We start from the raw sequence: 21,106 nt of genomic DNA on the forward strand, positions 1-21,106 counted from the left end.
ACTCGGCTGTAGCCCGGTTTTCCCCTCATGAACGTCCTACTTTCAGCCGAAGGCTTGGTAAAGGAATTCCCCGGAGTGAAGGCTCTGGACGGCGTCAGCTTCGACCTGCGGGCTGGTGAGTTGCATGCCTTGTGCGGTGAAAATGGAGCCGGGAAATCGACCCTCATCAAGACACTTTCCGGTATTCATCCTGCGGGAAGTTACGAGGGAACCCTGCACGTCGAAGGCCGTGCTGTTGCCTTTGCCAATGCCAAGGAAGCCGAAAAAGCCGGCATCGGTGTGATCTATCAGGAACTCGCCCTCGTTCCAGAAATGACGGTGGCGGAAAACATTTTTCTAGGAAACGAGCCACGCTCTTTCGCGGGCGTGCTGATCGACTGGGATCGCATTTATCGCGAGTCGAAGATTTTACTGGATCGATTCGGACTCGCGATTGATCCGGCGGCGAAAGTCCAGGATCTCGGCGTGGGTCATCGCCAGCTCGTGGAAATCGCCAAGGCGCTCTCCAAGGAAACGCGCATCCTCATTCTCGACGAACCCACCGCCGCGCTTACCGAGCAGGAGGTTGCCGTGCTCCTCGACATGCTGCTCGATCTCAAAAAACGCGGCATGGCTTTGGTTTATATCAGCCACAAACTGGACGAAGTTTTTGCCGTGGCCGACCGCATCACTGTCTTGCGAGACGGAAAAAGCATCACCACTCTCAACGCTGCCGAGACCAATAAAAATGAAGTCATCCGCCACATGGTCGGGCGCTCCATCGAGGACCTTTTCCCGAGGCGCGCAGGCCAAGTGGGCGAACTCAGACTCGATGTAAAAAATCTCTCCGTCCAACATCGCGGCAAGACCCGGTTGCGCGACATTTCATTGCAAGTCCGCGCGGGCGAAGTCCTCGGCATCGGAGGCCTCATGGGAGCCGGTCGCAGCGAATTGCTCATGCATATTTTCGGCGCTTACGGCACCCGGACTTCGGGCGAAATCAAGCTCAACGGCACCGCCCTCGGCCCTCGCTCCAAACCCACCGATTGCATTCGCCGTGGCCTCGCCGTGGTGAGCGAGGACCGCAAACGCTATGGCCTCGTGCTCGATCAATCGATTGGCTTCAACATGGCGCTTTCCTCTCTCGATCAAGTCGCCTGGCGCGGCTGGGGGCTCATTCAGGAGCAGCGCGAGGAAGCGCGCAACCACGACTATTTTCGTTCCCTGCGCGTGAAAGCTCCCGGACTCAAAACTCGCGTCGGCACGCTCTCCGGCGGCAACCAGCAAAAGGTCGTTCTCGCCAAGGCGCTGATGACCAGCCCGCAGGTTGTTTTCCTCGATGAACCGACCCGCGGCATTGATGTCGGAGCCAAACTGGAGGTCTATGAATTGGTCAACCGCCTAACCGACGAGGGAAAAGCGGTCGTCTTGGTCAGCAGCGAACTTCCCGAACTCATGGGCATGAGCGACCGCATCGTCATGCTTGCCGAGGGCCAGATCGGGGGCGTCTTCACCAAGTCCGAAGCCACTCAGGAAAAACTACTCGCCGCCGCCATGGCCAAATCCAATCCCGACTTCCTATGACCACTCAGACTCTCTCCACCACTCCGATCACTGCCCGCCGATTGCCCTTCCGCGCCCTGGCCATGCCGCTAGCGCTGCTGGCCATCTTTGTTTATTTTACGGTGCAATCCTCCGTTTTTCTCTCCTCGCGCAATCTCTCGATGCTCGCGATCGAGGTTTCGATCACAGCCGTTCTGGCTTTGGGAATGTTCCTGATCATTCTTCCCGGCCACATCGATCTCTCCGCCGGGAGCGGCGTGGGATTGATCGGCGGTGTGTCTGCGGTGCTTGTCTTTGAGCACGCCTGGCCGGCTCCGCTCGCGCTCTTGGTCGGCATCATTGCGGCCGCCATCATCTGGCTCGGAATGGGTTCCATTATTATCCGTGAACGCGTCCCGGCGTTCATTATCACCCTCGGCGGATTGCTCGTTTTTCGAGGGCTGCATTGGCTCGTGATCCACAATGCGACGGTGCCGGTAAGCCGCGGTGGCGAGGTCAATTTATACTCGATGCTGACGACTTACTATTTGCCGCCCATCGCCGGCTACATGCTCGCGGCGGGCGTTGTGTTAGCCTTGGCGGCGGTTCGCTGGAGTGAATATCGGCGCCGCAAAGCCAGCGGCATCGACGGCGAGCAACTCTTTCTCCAGACCTTCGTCGCGGCTCAAACCCTCTTTTTTTTCGTCCTCATCTGCAACGCCTATCGCGGCATTCCCCTGCCCGCCCTGGTGCTCGGCTGCGTGGCATTTCTGGCTTACGTGCTCACCACACAGACGCCGTTTGGGCGCTACCTCTACGCCATCGGCGGCAATGAAGAGGCGGCCGTCGTCAGCGGCGTTCCCGTGGCGAAAGTAACGATTGGCGCATTTCTCATCATGGGTTTGATCGTCGCGATCACCGGATTTCTGCAAACCGCTTACTCCGGTGCCAGCACGACGACGGTCGGCTCGTTGATGGAACTCGACGCCGTTGCAGCCTGCGTCATCGGAGGCACCAGCCTTAAAGGCGGACGCGGAACCGTGGGCGGAGTCTTGCTCGGAGCCTTGATCATGGCCGCCCTGCTCAATGGTATGACGCTGCTCGCCGTCAGCCCCGAATCCAAATACATCGCCCGCGGCATTGTCCTGGCACTGGCTGTTTGGGCGGATGTGCGGTTGGGAAAGAAATAAATGAAACTCCGCTCTGGCGGCGTTTCACGCGGCTAGTTGGCTCGAAAATAGCTTCACAAGAAGCCATGCGAGCCGTTTTTGGAATTCTTATTCTGTGTACGGCACACTCCGTCCTTTCGGCTCCGCTTACCGAAGCCCGCATCAATCGGGTGCAACGCGATGTGCGTGTTATCGAGGACAATGGAGCTGCCATTGCCGCCAGGGAAGGCGAGATTGTTCGTGGGAGACAAGGCGTTCGGACAGGTCCACAATCCGCCGCTGAACTCCTCTTTCCAGATCAGACCCTGGCCCGACTGGGTTCAGATACTCTGTTCACTTTTGAGACTGGGACGCGGAAAATGAACGTGGAAAGCGGCCTGCTTCTTTTCCAAGTTCCGCGAGGCGTCGGCGGCGCGAGCATTCAGACCGGAGCCATCACGGCGGCCATCATCGGCACGACGGGTTTCATCGAACGCGGCCCGACCCATTACAAATTGGTGCTGCTGGAGGGGACGATGCGGGTTTTCCTCAATAACAAACTTCGCGAATCCATGATGGTCCATGGCGGTCAGATGCTGATCGGGCCGATTAAGGACGACTCTTTCAAGAATTGGCAGACCGTCGAAATCAACACGGCGAAGTTGATGAAGACCTCCAAACTCCTGGACGGTGGAAAGTTCAAGCCATTGTCGCATGAGGCTCTCAAGAAAATCCAAACCGTCATTGACGACCAAAATGGCCGTGTGCAAACGGGCGGCCTGACTCCGACCAATCTAGTGATCGACGGCTACGGCACGCAATTGGTCGCCGTGGACACCCCATCACAACCAACCGTCCGGGATGGCGATGTGCGAACTCCGACGCAGACACTCGAAACCATTGTCACCACCACCTCGGCCACGCCAGTCCCCACCCCACTGGCCGTTCCCACTCCCACGCCGCTGCCCTTCAATACCCCCACACCCGACCCCACTGCCACGCCGGACCCTGTGGCCACCCCTACGCCAACGCCGATCTCCACACCCACTCCTGTCCCGACCGCCACACCGGGCCCAACACCGACACCGCGCCAGATCCCGATCATTGGTGACGAAACGGCGGATTATCCATCCATCGACGATACAGCCATTGCCAGCGGCAGCTCTTACACGGGAGTCACATTGCACCTCCGGCCAGTTCTCAACACCGTGCTCACCACCTACATCGTCAGCGATGTCGCGAACACCGTTTTCGACCTGCGCGGCAGCACGCCCACCATCACCAGCGGCATCCTCACCGCCCTTCCGCTGGGCTTGGGCAACATCATCAGCAATGTTCTTTCCACGGGAACGACTTACGGCGGATTCGCAGTGGACGGCCCCGCATCTGCGTTCCTGTTCGGCTCCACGCAAACCTTCGACCTGCAAACTTCCTTCGATGGACGCTTCGGCTCAAATTACGATTTCTCATTCCCCACATCGGGAGTTGCAGTGTTCTCTTTCACCTCCTTGCAACTGTCAGGCACGCCCCAAGTGCTCGCCAATGGCAGTGCGAAAAACGTGGCGCTCATCAGCAACACCAACGGAATTTCCCTCGCCACCGGAGGATCCAATGTGAGTCTGAATAATTTCTCCAGCTTCACCCTCGCTGCGAAATCGGGCGACATTAGTCTCGCCAATGGCGGCACCATTTCCGCCACGACGACGCCATTCAAGTTTCTGCACCTCTACAGTCGCGCGGGAAAAGTCACCCTCAATGGAACGATCAATTTGCCCACCGCAAATCTTTACATTGATTCCGCGCAGGACCTTGAGTTGAAGTCCACTGGCAGCGCCACATTCAACCGCGGCCTCTTTAATTCGTTGGGAAAAATCATCCTCGGTGGCACTACCACATCCGATTACCTCCAACTCGACGCGAGAGACACATTGGATTTGCGGGCAACTCTGCAAACACACGAAATGTTTGGCCTGACCGATGGACAACTAGTCGTTACTGGAGCCATCAACGCTGCTCCCAAATTGGCCGATACCACGGGCGGCGGCATCACCTTGGAAGCTGCGGACACCCTCACCGTTTCCTCCAATCTGACTGCCACTGGTGCTCCCGATCCATTGGCAGCCGGGTCTGCGTCACGCATCAAGCTCACCGGGAAACGTCTCACCGGCACCGCCATTTCCATCACCAGCACCGCGCAATTGAAAGCTCTCATGGATCAACTAGGCACCGGCGCTGGCGGCAAAGTGACCATGGAATCTCGTGGCGGCGACATTATTATCAACGGCGCCGTCATCGCTGAACAAGGCACCATCGATATTCAAAACACCGGCGCGAATGGCGTGATCACACTGGATGGTTCCACCGTGGCCGCCGATGTAGTGAAGGCCAACGCGCTCGGCACCAATGGCGTGCTCAACATCAAGGGCGGCAGCATTTCTGCAGACACGTTGCTCAAGCTCTACGCTGGCGGCAGCAACGGCACAGTCCACTTCCAGGACAATGTGACTCTGAACGGCAACAGCACGAAAATCATCGCCGCGAACACCGTTCAGATCGACAACTCGAAAGTCGTCACGGTAAATGGACTCGCACCCGCCCAGGTTTACACGAACAACGCCCACTACACCGGCAGCGACGGTGATAACACCACAAGCGGAACCTTCGGCGGCCAGGGCGCGACCACACAGCCGCACTCGACGCGGCCTTCCTACTGATTCCGAGCCGGAGCTGGATTTACCCCTCTTCCTGCGCCACCCAATCAATGGCGAAACGCACCATTTCGCTGGCGTCCTTGAAGTCCAGCTTGTCCTTAATGTGCATGCGGTGAGTCTCGATCGTCTTGATGCTGAGATGCAACTCGGCGGCGATTTCCCGAGTGCCCAATCCGCGTCCCAGCAGGTGCAAAACTTCAAGTTCGCGGTCGGACAATTTATCTACGGGCGAACCCATTCCACTTTCGACCGATTGGACAGCGCGGAAGACGAGTCTCTCGGCAAATCGTGGACTTACATACGTGCCGCCTTCGATGATTTTTTGCATCGCCTCATTCACATAATCGAGCGCCTCGGCCTTCATCACGTAACCCTTGGCACCAGCCCGAAGAGCGCGGAGAGCGTAGAGCGATTCGTCGTGCATGGAGAGGACAAGGATTTTTAAATCCGGGCGTTCGCAAAGCATGGACTTGGTGAGCTCAATTCCATTCGTACCCGGCATGGAAATATCCACGAGAACGATGTCCGGCTCGAGCGTGCGCATGGCTCCAAGTGCTTTCATCGCGTCGTCGGCCTCGCCACAAATGATCACATTTCCAAGTTCCTGAAGCAGCGCAATAATGCCGCGCCGAAAGACGGGGTGGTCATCGACCACGAGGGCTTTGAAAGTTTTTGTTGAGGTCGCCTCTGTTTTTTCCAAATCAAGCAAGGGTTTCATAATTCAAATATTCGGGAAAGTGCAGATGACCTTGGTTCCGTCACCCGCCTTAGATTCGATTCTCAGGCTGCCTTTGAGTGTTTCAGCGCAGAAATACATATTTTGGAGGCCAAGCCCGTCCGTTTTCTCGTCTGGCTCAAAGCCCATTCCGTTGTCAAAAATCTCGAACGTGACGAGATCATTCGCCTGCATCAAGCCCATGCGAATGCAACTCGCATGGGAAAATTTTAATGCGTTCTCAATGGCCTCCAATGCGATGCGATACACCTGCCGACCGGACTCTGGGTTGATGAGAGAAACATTTTCCCGGCAGACGATTTCACATGGGACTACCGAAGTTATTTTTGAAGCCAGATTCTGCAATGCCGCCTGTAAATCCCCGCCGCTGGCGAAGCTCTCACCTTGAGTCAGTTCCCTGCAACTCTCGATCGCATCATTTAGAAGGCCAACCAATTCATGGAGCTTCGCCGCACGAATGACATCCACTTTTTCCAAGTCCCGCGCGAGGATTTTGGCCGCGAAGGTGATTCCCAAAAGCTGCTGACTGAGAGTATCGTGGAGTCTCTGCCCGAGGAGTCGCGACTCCACTTCTCCAGCTTCCAGAAATGCACGCACGAGCATGTGCTTTTCAGCGATCTCCATTTGAAGAAGTTCGCCTCCTGCGGCTAAAAAATTAGAAGTGAAAGCATGATCCATTTTTACATCTTGAAAACTGGCAACTGCCTTCGGAGTTACGGCCAAAATCCATCGACTGTGCAATTACGCATGGGCCAACAGAATTGGTTGTATGAATCAGGCTTACCCCTGAGCCATTCGTCAGGTGTTCTCAAAACAGCATCCGCAGCCACGGAGGAATGCGAAAAGGATTACACACAACTCAATCCCAACTATGAATACTACATCCTCTCTTTTCAACCGCAGTCTAGTCGCCAGCCTGGTCCTGGGCCTGACACCACTGACCGCTTTTTGTCAGATGGAACCTGATCCGACTCCCTCTAAAACCGACAAGCAAACCGGCGAACTTCACACCGGCGGCAGCAACGCCGCGTCCAATCCTGGCATGGCTCCAACCACGGGCTCCGCTAAAAAAGAAGGCACAGCTCAGGAATCCAACCTATCCGCTGCCGATCAAAAATTTATTATGAAAGCCGCGATGGGTGGCATGGCTGAAGTGAAACTGGGCAAGCTCGCAGAGAAAAATGGCAGCAGCAGCCAAGTAAAAGAATTTGGTGCCATGATGGTAACGGATCACACCAAAGCGAACACCCAACTCATGAGTGTGGCCAAGTCGAAGGGCATTACGCTGTCCTCCGAGCTGGATGAAAAGCACCAGGAGAAATATGATAAGATGTCCAAGATGACAGGCGAGGATTTCGACAAAGCTTACATCAAAGACATGGTTACCGACCACAAGATGGATGTGGCGTTATTCAAAGCTGAAGCCAAAAAAGGCGAGGATGCGGACATTAAAAGCTTCGCCACTGAGACTCTTCCTACTTTGCAGATGCATCTGGAACACATCCAAACGCTGCAAAAAAAATAGTCACTGCCAGAAATCAGCAAAAACGCCGCCTCTACACCGGGGCGGCGTTTTTGCGTCCGGGTGGTGAGTTGCATTCGATTCTCTGCGGTGAGTGTTCTCCAAACCAACAGTCTGCGGGTGATGACTTACAACGTCCACGGCTGTGTCGGAATGGATCTGCGCCGGTCGGAAAAGCGGGTCGCTGAAGTCATTGCGAGTTTTCAGCCGGACATCGTTGGACTGCAAGAACTCGACCTCGGGCGCAAGCGTTCTGGGGGTGTTGACCAAGCAGGCCTGATTGCATTGGAACTCGGATTTGACAGGATTTTTCATCCTGCCTTGATTCGCAACGAGGAGCATTATGGCGACGCGATCCTAAGCCGCTGGCCCATGACGCGGCGGCTCGTGGGAGAATTGCCATCGCAGAAGGCGTTCCCATTTCCCGAGACTCGCGGTGCACTTTGGGTGGAAATCCAAACGCCGTTCGGCCGCGTCCACGTTATCAACACTCACTTCGGAATCGGGACCGGCGAGCGCATCGAGCAAGCTGAAGCCCTAATCGGTGCGGAATGGATTGGCGCGGTTCCAGAGGAAGAACCGCTTATCGTTCTCGGAGACTTCAATTCGCTGCCGAGCTCTCGGCCATATCGCATTCTCACCTCCATCTTGCGCGATGCCAGCCGCGTGCATGGCAGACGGAAGCGACCCACTTTCCCGACGTTTCTGCCTATGCTCCCGCTCGACCACATCTTTGTAAATATGTCTTGCCGCGTGCATGGAGTGGCCGTGGGAGTGGGCCGTGCCGCGCGATTGGCGTCCGATCATTACCCTCTTTTTGCACTGATCGATCTACATTGCCATACAAGCGAAACTCTGGTGCGCCACGATCTTTCTGCGTAGTTCCACTTTCATGCACCCCCGACTCCGCTGGACGAAAACACGCTGGCTCTACATCCCACTCGGACTCTGGGTGGGCGCTCTGCTGGCGATCCTGCTGGGATTTGCCGCCTATAGTATTCTGTTTGTTCGACGGCAGATTGTAGAATATCACATGGGGCATCAGTTTTCGGTCCACGACCCCGCTTTCATCGGCTCAGTCCATGCGCTGGCTGATCCCCTGCCCGTCGATGGAAATAAAATCGACCTGCTGCAAAATGGCGGCCAGATTTTCCCAGCGATGCTGGCGGCAATTCGTTCGGCAAAAAAAAGCATCAACTTCGAGGCCTTTCTTTTTGAGTCGAGTTCCATTGGAACACAGTTTCGTGAGGCGCTCTGCGAGCGAGCCCGCGCTGGCGTGCAAGTCCGTGTTTTATTGGACGGAGTCGGCTCCGGCAGCTCACTCAAGAGTCAGGATGTCGATGCATTTCGCGAAGGCGGCTGCCAATTCGCCTACTACCATCCGACTCACACCTGGCGATTCGATCAACTCAACCGCCGCAGTCACCGCCGTGTGCTGGTGGTGGATGGCAAAGTAGGATTCACCGGCGGCGTGGGTTTCGCCGATCGCTGGCAGGGACACGCAGACCAGCCGGAGCATTGGCGGGATGTGCAGGCTCGTTTGGAAGGACCTATTGTAACTCGCCTGCAAAGCGCTTTTCAAAAACATTGGATCAAATCAGGTGGCGATATCATTGCGGGTCCTGATGACTATCCGCTGCTGCCTCCTGCCGGGAATCTCAAGGCGCAGGTCATCGCAACTGAGTCTTTTTCATTTGCACCTCTCGCTTTTGTGCAGGCAGTGGCGTTCTCGTCGGCCGAAAAATCCATCTTCATTACGAACTCCTATTGTGCACCTAGTAATGCGGAAGTTGCCCTGCTCTGCGATGCAGTTAAGCGTGGAGTTACAGTTCGGCTTTTACTTCCCGGCACGCACAACGATCAGCCACTGACGAAGGCTGCAGGACGAGCGGCTTACGGCAAATTGTTGCAAGGCGGCGTGCAGATTTTCGAGTATGAACCCGCTATGATTCACACCAAAACAATGGTCATCGACGGGATGTTTTCCATTTTTGGAACTTCCAATTTCGATGCACGCTCCGCGCAATTAAATGAGGAAATCGATGTCACCGTTTATGACGCGGCATTCGCTCAACAAATGGAAAATATCTTTGTGGGTGATCTGCGATTCTCAAAACCATATCGGTTGGATGATTTTAATCGACGGGGGCTTTGGGAGCGATTCGGCGAATGGATCGTGTTGCCGTTCCACTCGCAAATGTAGCCGCAGGATTACGCGGCCACGTCATCCTGACCGTGATGCTTCTCCCACCAGTCGGTCATCCGCTCCCAATCCCTCCATGCTTCCTCAGAGGTCAGCGGATTCCCCGGATGCACCCACATGTCGGAAGTGCCGCGGCAATTCGGAGTCGGGCAATGCAGGGTTTTATCCAATTGTAAATCCAGAGGATCTGGCAATTCAAACACGCGATTGCAGAGTGGGCAGCGTCGTTTTTTGGGAGGCATATTCTTAACTGAAGGCAGGACCTTCCTATTTTTCATGATGGGGATAATGTTTTTCATGGGGGGATGCAACCTGCTGAGTCAGCAGGCTAGATGGCAATATCCAGTGTCCCCGCATCTTGTATATAGGGCTGACCCCTGAGCGGGATGGATGCACGCGCACCACGTATGGGATACGTTGAAAGTGGGTATGAGTAATCCGTTGTGGTTTAAGGAAGCCGTTGTTTACGAGCTGCATATTAAGACTTTTCAGGACGGCAACGGCGATGGAATCGGGGATTTCCCAGGGCTGCTATCGCGGCTGGATTATTTGCAGGAACTCGGGGTCACAGCCATCTGGGTGCTGCCTTTCTATCCCTCACCTTTGCGGGACGACGGCTACGATATTGCGGACTATTATTCGGTGAATCCGAGTTACGGAACACTGGAGGACTTCCAGACTTTTCTACAGGAAGCCCATGCGCGTGGCCTGCGAGTCATCACCGAGCTCGTGTTGAATCATACCTCGGATCAGAACGTCTGGTTTCAACATTCCCGACGTGCTCCGGCGGGTTCACCTGAGCGGGAATTTTATGTCTGGAGCGACACCCCGGACCGATATGCCGAGGCGCGTATTATTTTCAAAGACTTTGAAGCCTCCAACTGGACATGGGATGCTGTCGCCAAATCCTATTTCTGGCATCGGTTTTACTCGCATCAGCCCGACCTGAATTTCGACAACCCAGCCGTGCATGAGGAACTCTTTCGCGTGATCGATTTCTGGCTCGCGATGGGGGTCGATGGCTTGAGGCTCGATGCCGTGCCTTACCTTTACGAACGCGAGGGAACCAATTGCGAAAATCTCCCGGAGACCCATGCTTTCCTACAAAAATTGCGTGCACACATCGACGCTAAATTTGAGGACCGAATGCTGCTCGCGGAAGCCAATCAGTGGCCGGAAGACGCGGCGAAATATTTTGGTCAGGGCGACGAGTGCCAGATGGAATTTCACTTCCCGCTGATGCCGCGAATGTTCATGTCGATACAGATGGAGGACCGCTTTCCAATCATCGACATTATGGAACAGACACCAGCGATTCCAGAATCCTGTCAGTGGGCTATTTTTCTTCGCAACCACGATGAGTTGACCTTGGAAATGGTCACCGATGAGGAACGCGATTACATGTATCGCGTCTATGCACTCGATGCGCGCGCTCGAATAAATTTGGGAATTCGCCGCAGACTGGCTCCACTGCTCGGAAACAATCGACGTAAGATCGAGCTCATCAATTCACTCCTGCTTTCGCTTCCCGGAACGCCCATACTTTACTACGGAGACGAGATCGGAATGGGCGACAATTTTTATCTCGGCGACCGCAATGGCGTGCGCACTCCCATGCAATGGAGCGCAGATCGGAACGCCGGATTTTCCTCGGCCAATCCGCAGCAGCTCTATCTGCCAGTCGTCATCGATCCGGGCTATCACTATGAATCGGTCAATGTCGAAAACCAACTGACCAATCCCTCCTCGCTCCTGTGGTGGATGCGGCGCCTTTTGCGAGTTAGGCAGCAATCACCGGCGTTCTCCAGCGGCTCCTTGGAGTTTCTTCATCCGGATAACGCGGCTGTTCTCGCTTACATCCGCCGTTTGGGAGATGACACAATTTTGTGTTTGGCAAATCTCTCCCGGTTTTCGCAAGCCATCGAATTGGATCTCGCGGCCTTTGCCGGTTGTGTGCCGTATGAGATGTTTGGTAACACAGCTTTTCCGACGATCAAGGAAACGCCCATGGTGTTCACGCTGGCTCCTCACGGGTTCTATTGGCTGTCGTTGAAAAATCCGGTGGAGAAAGCCTTGCAAACACCGGATTGGATTCCTCCTCTTCTCACTGGTTTGCCCGCTTGGAACAGCACACTGCAAACTCGTCTGGAGAAAAACATTCTGGCTGCCTGGATGCCAACCTGTCGCTGGTTTGGTGGCAAGGGTCGTGTGATTCGCGACTTGCACGTTATTCACAACATCCAGCTCGATGCCGGCACCGAGACTGTCCATGTGCTCGCCATCGAAGTGACTTACGCCGACGGAAATCCGGACACCTGGTTGTTGCCGCTGGCTATTGCCACAGCAGAGATAGCGGCCCAACTCGCCTCGCTTCCGGTGCTCGCCAAATGGGAATCCGGGGCTGTTCTTTGCGATGCACTCTGGCTTCCTTCGTTCCGTTCGGAATTGCTGAATATCATTCTGCAAGGTGGCAAACATGGTCTTGGCTCAACGCAACTGATTGGATTGCCGGGTGGAAATATGACCACGTCTCCGGGGACGCTACCCAGTCGTCTGCTAGGCGGGGAGCAATCCAACACCACGATTGTTTACGGAGATCAATGGTTCCTCAAATTCCTTCGCCAATTCGAAAACGGCTCACATCCCGATCTGGAAGTGACTCGTTATTTAACTACCGACGCGGGCTTCACTCATTCCGCGCCCTACGCCGGTGCATTGGTACTCCGGTCCGGTCGGAATCAACACGGGCTCATTGCGCTACTTGTCGAATACACTCGCAATCAGGGCGACGGCTGGGCCTACGCCTTGGAAGCAGCGGGCCGGTTTTTCGAGCGCGTCCTGGCCGCGTCCGGTCCTAATGTGGGCCCTGCAGAAATGGTGGGTGCCATTTTCCCTGAACGCATGCAACAGCTCGGCCAGCGCACAGCCGAGTTGCATATCGCTCTCGCGAATCGCACCGATTTGCCCGACTTTGCTCCCGAGGAATTCAGCACCCTGTGGCAGCGGTCGCTCTATCAGGCGCTGCGTGGATCGACCGGGCGTTTGCTGCGTCAACTTCGTCGGCAAATGTCCATTCTTCCAGACGAACTGCAATTTCGCGCCGCACGGCTGCTGCAAGATCATTCCACCATTCTCAAAGCATATGCTCCTCTCATGGATCATCGAATCAAAGCCGTCAAAACTCGTGTTCATGGAGACTACCATTTGGGTCAGGTCCTAAACACCGGAAAGGATTTTGTGATCATCGATTTTGGCGGTGAGCCGCGCAAAACTCTGGGTGAGCGCAACCTGAAACGCTCGCCTCTGGTGGATGTGGCTGGAATGCTGCGGTCCTTCGATTATGCCGCCTGCGTTACGCTTCGGCAGGAACACGAGGTGGATCAATCGACTCTCGCGCCATGGGCAGAACTCTGGGTGAAGACGATCAGCGAATCATTTCTGACCGGGTATTTTGCCGCTGCCCGGCCTGCTGGATTAATTCCGGAGAGCGAGGCAGACACTGCGCTGCTGCTGCGAATTTTCCTGCTGGATAAGGCGATCTACGAGGTTGGATACGAACTCAGTTACCGTCCATCCTTTGTGGAAATTCCTCTGCGCGCCGTGGAGGCTTTGCTAGCCGAGGCAGCCGGTCAAACGACAGCTACTCCGTAACAATATCATCGCGCGTGATCATGCCCACGATCCGCATTTCATTGTCCACGACAGGAAGATAGCGGAGATTTTTTTCCTTCATGATCCGATCCGCCTCGGTGCGATCCTGATGTTCGTAGCAAAAAATGACATCGCGCGACATTTGCTCACCAACCCGAATCATCTTGGGATCGTGACCACGTTTGGCCACCTCGCGGTCGGCATATTGGCCACTCATCATGCCCACCAACCGGCGATCTTCCGTTACGGGAAGCACATCGGTTTCCATGGCACGCATCTTGTGCGCCGCTTCTTCGGTGGTGTGGTCTGGCGTAAGAATGCCTGCCTTTTCTATGACCACGTCACCTAATTTTTTAGTGGTATCTCCTTCAGTATTTTTCTTTTCCATAGCCGGCAGGTTAACAGACGATTAACGCGCTTGAGACAACTTGCGGATGTAGGAAGCACAACGCGGCGCATTAGCCCACATTCGGATGGAACTCGAGTTCCGTAGAATAAAATATGCCTTCCAAGAATCAGGATATGGACATTCCGTCGCCGCAATTTGCTCGCGAGCAGGACAAGGAGCCGTCAATCGACATCACCGATATGCTGGAAGATAAAATCCCCGTTCCAAAATCCGACTTGACGGTAACCGATAAAGAAATAGCCGCGCTGGCCATGGAGATTTACCAAGAAGAAGGGTGTCCTGAAGGTCGCTCCAACGAGCACTGGCACCTCGCCGAACAGCGGTGCGTGCCAGAGATAGTGAGCATCGGATTGGACAGCCACTGCCATCCCAGCCGGAATAAGCAGCGTCTTTAAACAGTCGCCAGAAGATCGTTAAACGTCGTGCTCGGACGAAGTGCAATCGTGGCTTTGATGTCATCCAATTGATAGTATCCGCCTATGTCCACTGGCTGACCTTGAACTCCAATTAGTTCATCGACGATTGTAGATTCTGCGGCGGTTAATTTTTCGGCCAGGGGAGTGAAGATCGCTTTAAGTTCGGCATCTTTTTCCTGTGCCGCCAAAGCCTGCACCCAATACAAAGCGAGATAGAAATGACTTCCACGGTTATCGATGCCGCCCACTTTTCGAGAGGGAGATTTGTCGTTCTCCAAAAATAATCCAGTGGCCGCATCCAATGTGTCGGCCAGCACTTTGGCTTTGGGATTTTTGAAAATTTCGCTGAGGTGTTCCAGCGAAACGGCCAGGGCCAAAAATTCACCGAGCGAATCCCAGCGAAGATAATTTTCCTCAACAAATTGCTGCACATGCTTTGGAGCTGAACCACCAGCTCCGGTTTCAAAAAGTCCGCCGCCATTCATTAGCGGGACAATCGAAAGCATCTTTGCGCTAGTGCCGAGTTCGAGAATCGGGAACAGGTCGGTCAAGTAATCGCGCAGGACATTTCCTGTGACCGAGATCGTGTCCTGACCCGCCTTCAGACGCTCCAGAGTGTATTGCGTGGCAGCAGCGGGAGCGAGGATGCGGATATCCAACCCGTTGGTGTCGTGATCACCGAGATAGGTTTTCACCTTGGCGATGATTTGCGCATCATGGGCGCGGTTTTCATCCAACCAGAAAACTGTCGGAGTCCCGGTGGCGCGGGCGCGATTGACGGCCAGTTTTACCCAGTCTTGGATCGGGGCATCCTTGGCCTGGCAGGCGCGCCAGATGTCGCCAGCTTCCACAGCGTGCTCGAAGAGAATCTGACCGCTCGCATCCGTCACGCGAACGCTGCCGTTCGTCGGAATCTCGAAGGTCTTATTGTGCGAGCCATACTCCTCGGCGGCCTGGGCCATGAGTCCTACATTTGGCACCGTGCCCATTGTCTTGGGATCAAATGCGCCGTGCTTTTTGCAAAACTCGATGGTCGTCTGATAGACACCCGCGTAACTGCTGTCGGGAATCACTGCGAGCGTATCCTGCGCCTTCCCAGCCGCATTCCACATTTTGCCCGAGGTGCGGATCATGGCTGGCATGGAGGCATCGACAATGACATCGCTCGGCACGTGCAGGTTGGTGATTCCCTTGTCGGAGTTCACCATCGCGAGAGCAGGCCCATTCGCATAAGCCGCCTGAATGTCCGCTTCGATCTCCGCTTTTTTCTCAGCCGGAAGCTTCTGGATTTTGGCAACGAGATCACCGAAACCATTATTGAAGTCCACTTTGAGTTCGCTCAACACAGCGCTGTGTTTGGCGATGAGATCCTTGAAGAAAACCTTCACCACATGGCCGAACATAATCGGATCTGAAACCTTCATCATGGTCGCTTTCAGATGCACGGAAAAGAGGACGCCTCGATTTTTTGCCTCGGCAATTTGTTCCTCTAAAAATGCAACGAGCGCTTTTTTGCTCATCACCGTTGCGTCCAGGATTTCGCCTGCCTGTAGCGGCGTCTTCTCTTTCAATACTGCGGTCTGTCCATCGGCTCCGATGAATTCGATCTTCACTTCCGTGGCCGCAGGAACGGTGACGGATTTTTCATTGGAGAAGAAATCGCTTCTACCCATCGTGGCGACTTTTGTCTTGGAATCCGCTGACCACGCACCCATGGAATGCGGGTTTTTGCGGGCATATTCCTTTACCGCTTTTGGGGCTCGCCGGTCGGAATTTCCCTCGCGCAAAACTGGGTTTACCGCGCTGCCCTTGATTTTATCGTAGCGGGCACGCGCGTCTTTTTCGGCATCCGTCTTTGGATCGGCTGGATAATCTGGCAGCGCATAACCCTTGGACTGGAGTTCAGCAATGGCCTCTTTTAACTGCGGCACGGAGGCGCTGATGTTCGGGAGTTTGATAATATTGGCGTCAGGACGAAGCGTCAGGGCTCCAAGTTCGGCCAGGGCATCGCTGGTCTTTTGCACCTCGGTTAGCTGATCCGAAAAGGCGGCAATGATGCGTCCCGCCAGTGAGATGTCCCGCGTTTCCACGGAGATTCCGGCGTGCTTGGTAAATGCCTGGACGATGGGCAGAAAAGAATAAGTGGCGAGCGCCGGTGCCTCGTCGGTCTTGGTGTAAATGATGGTTGGAAGCTGGGACATGTTGGAGAAAATTACAGCATAGTGCGCCAGAAAGGTCCACCACCAAGCTGGCTCTATGAGTCGGAGTTGAAGATTTCCCCGGCTCGGCTAACTTCGGCACACGTCGATGTTAAAAATGGAAATCCCGCGCAAGGCCATCTACCGGCTTTCGCTCTACTATCGCAGCCTGCAACGATTGAAGCACAATGGCGTCGCGACCGTTTCTTCAGCGACTCTGGCCAAGGCAGCCGGCGTGAAACCAACCCAACTCCGCAAGGACCTCACCTACATCGGCCAATTTGGCACACGCGGTCTCGGCTATGCGGTGGACGACATGTGCGAGCGGCTTAGCGCGGCGATCGGACGGACGGGTTTCCAACCGGTGATTCTGGTGGGCGTGGGACATCTCGGATCCGCTCTGGCTCGTTATGAGGGGTTTGCCAAGGAAGGTTTCGAGATCGTTGCAGCCTTCGATGCGGATGCCGGAAAACGCCAGGCCATCAGCGGTGCCGACGCCAGCCTGAAGGTTCGCTCCACTGCCGGAATGAAGGATTTCATCCGAAAAAAAGCGATCAAGATGGCGATTTTGTCGGTTCCCGTCGTCGTGGCTCAGGAGGTGACCAATGAACTCGTTGACGCAGGCATCCAGGCGATTCTGAATTTTTGCCCGACGGTTTTGCAGGTTCCGCCTTTGGTCTTTGTGAATAATGTTGATCTCGCGATTGAACTGGAGAACCTCAGTTATTTCATTCGCTAATCCCCTCCCTCCAATGCGACTTTCAGTTCTCCACGTTCTTGCCGCGCTTCTAGCTTTCGCAGCGACGTCTCAAGCCGGCGCCACTTTTCTGCAAAACCTGAATGGCGCGGAATCCGCCCAGCTCCCGCAGTGGATGGATGGTCCGCCCATGGCCACACCGGCGAAACATGCCACGGTCAGTTTTCCGATCAATCCGCCCAAGGCTGAGGATGATTTGATTGTGACAGTTTTTTTTAATGAGCAACCCGGCGGCTTTTTGCGGGTTTATTGGGACGATGGATTTAATAAGGAGATGCTGACCGAGAACTTGGCCGAGGGAATTGGCATGGCGAACCGCCGCACGCTGGTGATCAAGCGCGGGACGATGGTGGCCAAGGGTCTGCTCACTTTTCAGTCGAGTGAAACTCAACTCGGCGTGGACCGCATTTACTGGCAATGGAACCGCCAGCAGTCGGCCTACTTGGACGAGTCCTATTTTCCGGGCGGACTTCTCGGACGCAGCGGTGAATGGTTGCACGATGACGAGATTGACGGCCTACCCGCGACTCCGCGCAACGATTTCTGGCAGGGCGAGGTGGTCACCGCTCCGATCATCACCGCGCCAGTGCGGATCGAGCGCGGAGTGCAATTTGTCGCCGAGCTGCCCGAATTGCCAAAATTTGTCCGTGTGCATACGAAAGTTTCCGGTCTTCCGCTCGGCACCAAGCTCACGCTCTGGGTGAATAACAAACCCGCCGGCGAGGTCTCCGTGGTCGTTCCAGACTTGAGTGATCCGGGGCTTTTCGAGACGCAAGAAGGAGGTCTCAGCTACACCGGCTGGCGCGAGGCCAGCTTGCTAGTCGAGGCGGCTCTGCTAACAGTGGGAGAGAATCATTTCTACTTCGAGGCTGGTAAAGAACTCCCGGCACTGGCCCTAAAAGATTTCGACGTTCAACTGCAATACCCCCAATAACCAACCAGTCATGCACTCCCCGCTTCATTTCACTCCGACTCGAATCACCGGACGCCGCTCGGGCTTCACTTTGATCGAGATCATTCTCGTTCTCTCCATCATTGCCATCCTCATGGGTGCCGTCATTTACAACATTTCCGGCAACCTCGACGACGCAAAAACCATCACTGCCCGCACTGGCATTCAATCGATCACGACCAGCCTCAAACGCTACGAAATGTCGAACCTGAACGCGCCTTCAACCGAGCAGGGCCTGGAGGCACTGGTCACCATGCCGAGCGGCCAGCCCAAGCCCCGCGGCTGGATGCAACTCCTTAAGGAACTCCCGATGGACCCTTGGGGCCAGCCTTTCCAATATCGTAATCCCGGTGTCCACAACACCACCAGCTACGATGTCTATTCTCTAGGCCCCGATAAAAAGGAGAGCGCCGATGACATCGGCAATTGGAGTGATCCCAAGTAATCAAAGGACGGTGTTTGGGAAACGCCAGCGGGCGTTCACGCTGATTGAGGTCGCGCTCGCGATGTTCATCGTCGTGCTGGTAATTGGAATCGGACTCCCCTTTGCCACGGGCATGGGACGCGAAAGCCAGTTGCGCGAACCAGCCAGTGAATTGAAAAAGTTCGCGCTCACCGCCCGCCGCCGCGCGGTCACGCAACAGAAAACGGTGGAGATTTTGCTGGAAAATAACCGCTACGTCCTGCGCGATGCCGTTCTAGAGGACTCCACCAGCCGTGCGAAGATTGCGCCCGAAACGGACCACGCAGAGATCGATTCCTACACCTTGCCGAAAAATATCACTTATTCCGTCAAGCGCTGGGACGAGACCCAATTTGCCGCCAAGGCCGACGCGCGCTGGCGCTTTCTGCCGACTGGTTTGTGCGAACCGATCACCGTGCACTTCGTGCGCGATCAGGATTTTCTCGAGTTCAGTTTCAATCCGCTCACCGCTCAAACTGAGGACGAAAGTTTCCTCTTCCAGTGATGCAACTTTCGCGGCTCAGATCGGAAAGCGGAATGCTTCTACTAGAGGTGATGCTGGCGGTGATCGTTTTTTCACTGGCCGCAGTATCGCTGGCAGTGGCCCTAAATGAATCACTCGATGCCTTTGCCGACGTGCGCCGCCAGTCGGAAATTCGCCTGCAACTCCAAAGCGCGCTGGCCGAGGCAATCGGGCAAAAACTGACTGTGGGAAAAGAAACCCTGCAACTCGGCACCGGCACAGTGGTTTACTCACGCGAAGTGACCCTGCTGGACTGGAAAAATCAAAAAAAGGATCCGGTTTCCAATCTCTATCAGGTGGTGATTCACGCCGATTGGCAGGAAGGCGGCCGCAAGGTGCAACGGGAGGCGATGCAATATGTTTTCCAGAATTAAGCGTGTCGCCGGCGGAAACCGGTCTGCGTTTACCCTGATCGAGGTGGTTCTCGGCGTGCTCATTCTGGGCCTGCTTGCCGGCGTACTTTTTACACTGGTTGAAAGCACGATTGGCGCGGCGGCGCAGTTGAGCATCAAGCAAGGTCAGACTCAGGAATTAAATGGGCTGATCGAAATTTGCCGTGAGACTTTTGCGACTCTGGATGGACGCGCGCAGTTCACCTCGACCGTCAAACCCGCCACGGGTGGCGGCTACGTGCAGGAACTTCGAATCGAGGACGGCCCGCTGGCTTTCTCCTGGCAGGGGAATGGGACTGAGACAGGAATCACCACGGTTTCGCCGCGTCCGCAGGCCAATGGATTGCTGGCTTTTTGTCTTTTGCACGAACCCGACGCGGACAGCACAGAGAACGATAGCAAGCTGGCGCCCAAGCCGAAATGGTTTGTCCTAGTCCGCGATCTGAAGAAGCTGGAATGGCGCTTTTTCGATCCTCGCGCCGCGACCTGGCGCAAAGAATGGGAGGAAGGCGGCGTGCGGCCCAGCATGGTCGAACTGGTGATCCAATCTCCCGCCAGCCCCGAAGAAACCCGTGTGGTTTTCCCCATGCTTCCCCCCAGCCCATCACAATGAAATGGAAGTCGCATCAGCGCGGCTCGGCTCTTTTGCTCGTCCTCTGGTCGATCATTACAATGTCCGTCGCCGTCCTCGGAGTTGTCGAATACATCCATTACAATTTGGATGAAACTCAGGGGCTGAATCTGAATTTCGAGCTTCGGCAAATCGCCGAATCTGGCATTGCCGTGGCGTTTTCCCCGCAGATTTCCGAGGGCGATCCGCTGCTGATGGCTGACATGGGAACGAATGGCGGCCGCTACGAGGTCGTGCTGCACAGCGAGACGGCTCGGTTGCACATCAATCAAATTCTCCAAAAGGGTCGCGAGGATATTCTGCAACGGCTTTTTGTGGCGTGGGGAGCACCCAGTTCGGATGCTCGAATGGTGGTTGCCAAGCTTATTCTTTGGAGCGGGCGCACCGGCGATGCGACGGATAATTATTCAGTGGAGCGTGAGTTTGCCTCGGTCGAACAAATGCGTGACGTCGAGGGCATGGATAAAATCGAGAAACTGCATCCGGACTGGATGAGCGCGTTTACGATCTGGGGGAATGGAAAAATTGACGTAAACGACGCGTCCGCCGATATTTTGCGAGCCTTCTTCGGAATTGGTGAGCGGAAAGCGGAAAGTTTCGTGCAATCCCGCTCTGGACCTGACAAAAAAGAGCACACTCTCGACGACCAGCCTTATACCGATATGAAACTCCTCGCTGGCGCTCTCGGTTTTACGGACAAACAATTCGCGCCCTACGCCCAGCAGGTATCGCTCGAGACACTTCTAACCCGAGCCGAGAGCACGGCGTTTTTGAATGAGCGGAAGCATCAGATTCGAGTTATTTTCAACCGCAAGGCACAACCCCCCGTGATTTACCAATGGCAGGAAGTCCCCCTCTAAATTCTACTCTCGC

20 protein-coding genes are annotated in these 21,106 nt (G+C 55.2%); 15 read left to right on the plus strand and 5 right to left on the minus strand.

Annotation, left to right across the window (positions count from 1 at the left end):
* The first annotated feature begins 27 nt into the window (after positions 1 to 27).
* From ABIT76_01795 to ABIT76_01805, 3 genes are all read left to right on the plus strand, one after another.
* On the plus strand, positions 28 to 1,563 hold the full coding sequence (locus ABIT76_01795) for a sugar ABC transporter ATP-binding protein (protein ID MEO7931868.1): 1,536 nt from the start codon (positions 28 to 30) through the stop codon (positions 1,561 to 1,563).
* The gene (locus ABIT76_01800) at positions 1,560 to 2,711 is read left to right on the plus strand and encodes an ATPase (GenBank protein MEO7931869.1); all 1,152 of its coding nucleotides are present in this window, start codon (positions 1,560 to 1,562) and stop codon (positions 2,709 to 2,711) included. Before ABIT76_01795 ends, ABIT76_01800 begins: the two co-directional genes overlap by 4 nt.
* A 65-nt stretch (positions 2,712 to 2,776) precedes the next feature.
* Positions 2,777 to 5,383, plus strand: coding sequence for a FecR domain-containing protein (locus ABIT76_01805; protein MEO7931870.1), 2,607 nt, complete (start codon positions 2,777 to 2,779; stop codon positions 5,381 to 5,383).
* 19 nt (positions 5,384 to 5,402) lie between these two features.
* Here ABIT76_01805 and ABIT76_01810 read toward each other — a convergent pair whose 3' ends face one another.
* Positions 5,403 to 6,098: a response regulator transcription factor gene (locus ABIT76_01810; protein ID MEO7931871.1), complete on the minus strand. Its 696-nt coding sequence runs from the start codon at positions 6,096 to 6,098 to the stop codon at positions 5,403 to 5,405.
* 3 nt (positions 6,099 to 6,101) lie between these two features.
* A complete protein-coding gene (locus ABIT76_01815) occupies positions 6,102 to 6,584 on the minus strand; it encodes an ATP-binding protein (GenBank protein ID MEO7931872.1) in 483 nt (160 codons plus the stop codon).
* 403 nt (positions 6,585 to 6,987) lie between these two features.
* Between ABIT76_01815 and ABIT76_01820 the strand changes: the two genes are divergently transcribed.
* The 3 genes from ABIT76_01820 (at position 6,988) to ABIT76_01830 (ending at position 9,841) form a co-directional block, all read left to right on the plus strand.
* Entirely contained in the window at positions 6,988 to 7,641 is a 654-nt protein-coding gene (locus ABIT76_01820) for a DUF4142 domain-containing protein (protein MEO7931873.1), read from the plus strand.
* 87 nt (positions 7,642 to 7,728) lie between these two features.
* Positions 7,729 to 8,520, plus strand: a complete 792-nt coding sequence (locus tag ABIT76_01825) for an endonuclease/exonuclease/phosphatase family protein (GenBank protein ID MEO7931874.1) — start codon at positions 7,729 to 7,731, stop codon at positions 8,518 to 8,520.
* Positions 8,521 to 8,530: 10 nt separating this feature from the next.
* Positions 8,531 to 9,841: a phospholipase D-like domain-containing protein gene (locus ABIT76_01830; GenBank protein MEO7931875.1), complete on the plus strand. Its 1,311-nt coding sequence runs from the start codon at positions 8,531 to 8,533 to the stop codon at positions 9,839 to 9,841.
* A gap of 8 nt (positions 9,842 to 9,849) precedes the next feature.
* Here the strand turns inward: ABIT76_01830 and ABIT76_01835 are convergent, their stop codons facing one another.
* Complete coding sequence (locus ABIT76_01835; protein MEO7931876.1) at positions 9,850 to 10,083, minus strand: hypothetical protein; 234 nt, start codon at positions 10,081 to 10,083, stop codon at positions 9,850 to 9,852.
* A gap of 187 nt (positions 10,084 to 10,270) precedes the next feature.
* Here ABIT76_01835 and treS point away from each other — a divergent pair, with 187 nt between their 5' ends.
* The gene (gene treS, locus ABIT76_01840) at positions 10,271 to 13,492 is read left to right on the plus strand and encodes a maltose alpha-D-glucosyltransferase (GenBank protein MEO7931877.1); all 3,222 of its coding nucleotides are present in this window, start codon (positions 10,271 to 10,273) and stop codon (positions 13,490 to 13,492) included.
* Here the strand turns inward: treS and ABIT76_01845 are convergent.
* Positions 13,482 to 13,880: a CBS domain-containing protein gene (locus ABIT76_01845; protein MEO7931878.1), complete on the minus strand. Its 399-nt coding sequence runs from the start codon at positions 13,878 to 13,880 to the stop codon at positions 13,482 to 13,484. The two genes, treS and ABIT76_01845, sit on opposite strands and share 11 nt — an antisense overlap.
* Positions 13,881 to 13,993: 113 nt before the next feature.
* Here ABIT76_01845 and ABIT76_01850 point away from each other — a divergent pair, with 113 nt between their 5' ends.
* Complete coding sequence (locus ABIT76_01850) at positions 13,994 to 14,296, plus strand: DUF2934 domain-containing protein (protein MEO7931879.1); 303 nt, start codon at positions 13,994 to 13,996, stop codon at positions 14,294 to 14,296.
* On the opposite strand, the gene ABIT76_01855 is transcribed toward ABIT76_01850, so the two are convergent.
* On the minus strand, positions 14,293 to 16,518 hold the full coding sequence (locus ABIT76_01855) for an NADP-dependent isocitrate dehydrogenase (GenBank protein MEO7931880.1): 2,226 nt from the start codon (positions 16,516 to 16,518) through the stop codon (positions 14,293 to 14,295). The two genes, ABIT76_01850 and ABIT76_01855, sit on opposite strands and share 4 nt — an antisense overlap.
* 106 nt (positions 16,519 to 16,624) lie before the next feature.
* Between ABIT76_01855 and ABIT76_01860 the strand changes: the two genes are divergently transcribed.
* The 7 genes from ABIT76_01860 to ABIT76_01890 are packed head-to-tail and all read left to right on the plus strand — an operon-like array spanning position 16,625 to position 21,093.
* Positions 16,625 to 17,254 (plus strand): redox-sensing transcriptional repressor Rex, encoded by a 630-nt coding sequence (locus ABIT76_01860; protein ID MEO7931881.1) that lies wholly within the window; start codon positions 16,625 to 16,627, stop codon positions 17,252 to 17,254.
* Between the two features lie 13 nt (positions 17,255 to 17,267).
* On the plus strand, positions 17,268 to 18,206 hold the full coding sequence (locus tag ABIT76_01865; protein ID MEO7931882.1) for a hypothetical protein: 939 nt from the start codon (positions 17,268 to 17,270) through the stop codon (positions 18,204 to 18,206).
* Positions 18,207 to 18,216: 10 nt separating this feature from the next.
* Positions 18,217 to 18,669 (plus strand): type II secretion system major pseudopilin GspG, encoded by a 453-nt coding sequence (gene gspG / locus ABIT76_01870; protein MEO7931883.1) that lies wholly within the window; start codon positions 18,217 to 18,219, stop codon positions 18,667 to 18,669.
* Between the two features lie 10 nt (positions 18,670 to 18,679).
* Positions 18,680 to 19,192, plus strand: a complete 513-nt coding sequence (locus tag ABIT76_01875; GenBank protein MEO7931884.1) for a prepilin-type N-terminal cleavage/methylation domain-containing protein — start codon at positions 18,680 to 18,682, stop codon at positions 19,190 to 19,192.
* Between the two features lie 32 nt (positions 19,193 to 19,224).
* A complete protein-coding gene (locus ABIT76_01880) occupies positions 19,225 to 19,584 on the plus strand; it encodes a hypothetical protein (GenBank protein MEO7931885.1) in 360 nt (119 codons plus the stop codon).
* Entirely contained in the window at positions 19,568 to 20,215 is a 648-nt protein-coding gene (locus ABIT76_01885; protein ID MEO7931886.1) for a hypothetical protein, read from the plus strand. Before ABIT76_01880 ends, ABIT76_01885 begins: the two co-directional genes overlap by 17 nt.
* On the plus strand, positions 20,212 to 21,093 hold the full coding sequence (locus ABIT76_01890; protein ID MEO7931887.1) for a hypothetical protein: 882 nt from the start codon (positions 20,212 to 20,214) through the stop codon (positions 21,091 to 21,093). The genes ABIT76_01885 and ABIT76_01890 overlap by 4 nt, the downstream gene beginning before the upstream one ends.
* The last annotated feature ends 13 nt before the right edge of the window (positions 21,094 to 21,106 follow it).

The sequence above is a fragment of the Chthoniobacterales bacterium genome, from assembly GCA_039930045.1.
In the GTDB taxonomy this organism is placed as follows: Bacteria; Verrucomicrobiota; Verrucomicrobiia; order Chthoniobacterales; family DASVRZ01; genus DASVRZ01.

What these genes read in the sequence shown, in the direction of transcription:
- ABIT76_01860 (MEO7931881.1), top strand. Translation starts at nt 16,625, where the DNA reads ATGTTAAAAATGGAAATCCCGCGCAAGGCCATCTACCGGCTTTCGCTC.
- ABIT76_01855 (MEO7931880.1), bottom strand. Translation starts at nt 16,518, where the DNA reads ATGTCCCAGCTTCCAACCATCATTTACACCAAGACCGACGAGGCACCG.
- ABIT76_01805 (MEO7931870.1), top strand. Translation starts at nt 2,777, where the DNA reads ATGCGAGCCGTTTTTGGAATTCTTATTCTGTGTACGGCACACTCCGTC.
- gspG (MEO7931883.1), top strand. Translation starts at nt 18,217, where the DNA reads ATGCACTCCCCGCTTCATTTCACTCCGACTCGAATCACCGGACGCCGC.
- ABIT76_01845 (MEO7931878.1), bottom strand. Translation starts at nt 13,880, where the DNA reads ATGGAAAAGAAAAATACTGAAGGAGATACCACTAAAAAATTAGGTGAC.
- ABIT76_01885 (MEO7931886.1), top strand. Translation starts at nt 19,568, where the DNA reads ATGTTTTCCAGAATTAAGCGTGTCGCCGGCGGAAACCGGTCTGCGTTT.
- ABIT76_01865 (MEO7931882.1), top strand. Translation starts at nt 17,268, where the DNA reads ATGCGACTTTCAGTTCTCCACGTTCTTGCCGCGCTTCTAGCTTTCGCA.
- ABIT76_01890 (MEO7931887.1), top strand. Translation starts at nt 20,212, where the DNA reads ATGAAATGGAAGTCGCATCAGCGCGGCTCGGCTCTTTTGCTCGTCCTC.
- ABIT76_01830 (MEO7931875.1), top strand. Translation starts at nt 8,531, where the DNA reads ATGCACCCCCGACTCCGCTGGACGAAAACACGCTGGCTCTACATCCCA.
- ABIT76_01850 (MEO7931879.1), top strand. Translation starts at nt 13,994, where the DNA reads ATGCCTTCCAAGAATCAGGATATGGACATTCCGTCGCCGCAATTTGCT.
- ABIT76_01800 (MEO7931869.1), top strand. Translation starts at nt 1,560, where the DNA reads ATGACCACTCAGACTCTCTCCACCACTCCGATCACTGCCCGCCGATTG.
- ABIT76_01820 (MEO7931873.1), top strand. Translation starts at nt 6,988, where the DNA reads ATGAATACTACATCCTCTCTTTTCAACCGCAGTCTAGTCGCCAGCCTG.
- ABIT76_01795 (MEO7931868.1), top strand. Translation starts at nt 28, where the DNA reads ATGAACGTCCTACTTTCAGCCGAAGGCTTGGTAAAGGAATTCCCCGGA.
- ABIT76_01835 (MEO7931876.1), bottom strand. Translation starts at nt 10,083, where the DNA reads ATGCCTCCCAAAAAACGACGCTGCCCACTCTGCAATCGCGTGTTTGAA.
- ABIT76_01810 (MEO7931871.1), bottom strand. Translation starts at nt 6,098, where the DNA reads ATGAAACCCTTGCTTGATTTGGAAAAAACAGAGGCGACCTCAACAAAA.
- ABIT76_01880 (MEO7931885.1), top strand. Translation starts at nt 19,225, where the DNA reads ATGCTTCTACTAGAGGTGATGCTGGCGGTGATCGTTTTTTCACTGGCC.
- treS (MEO7931877.1), top strand. Translation starts at nt 10,271, where the DNA reads ATGAGTAATCCGTTGTGGTTTAAGGAAGCCGTTGTTTACGAGCTGCAT.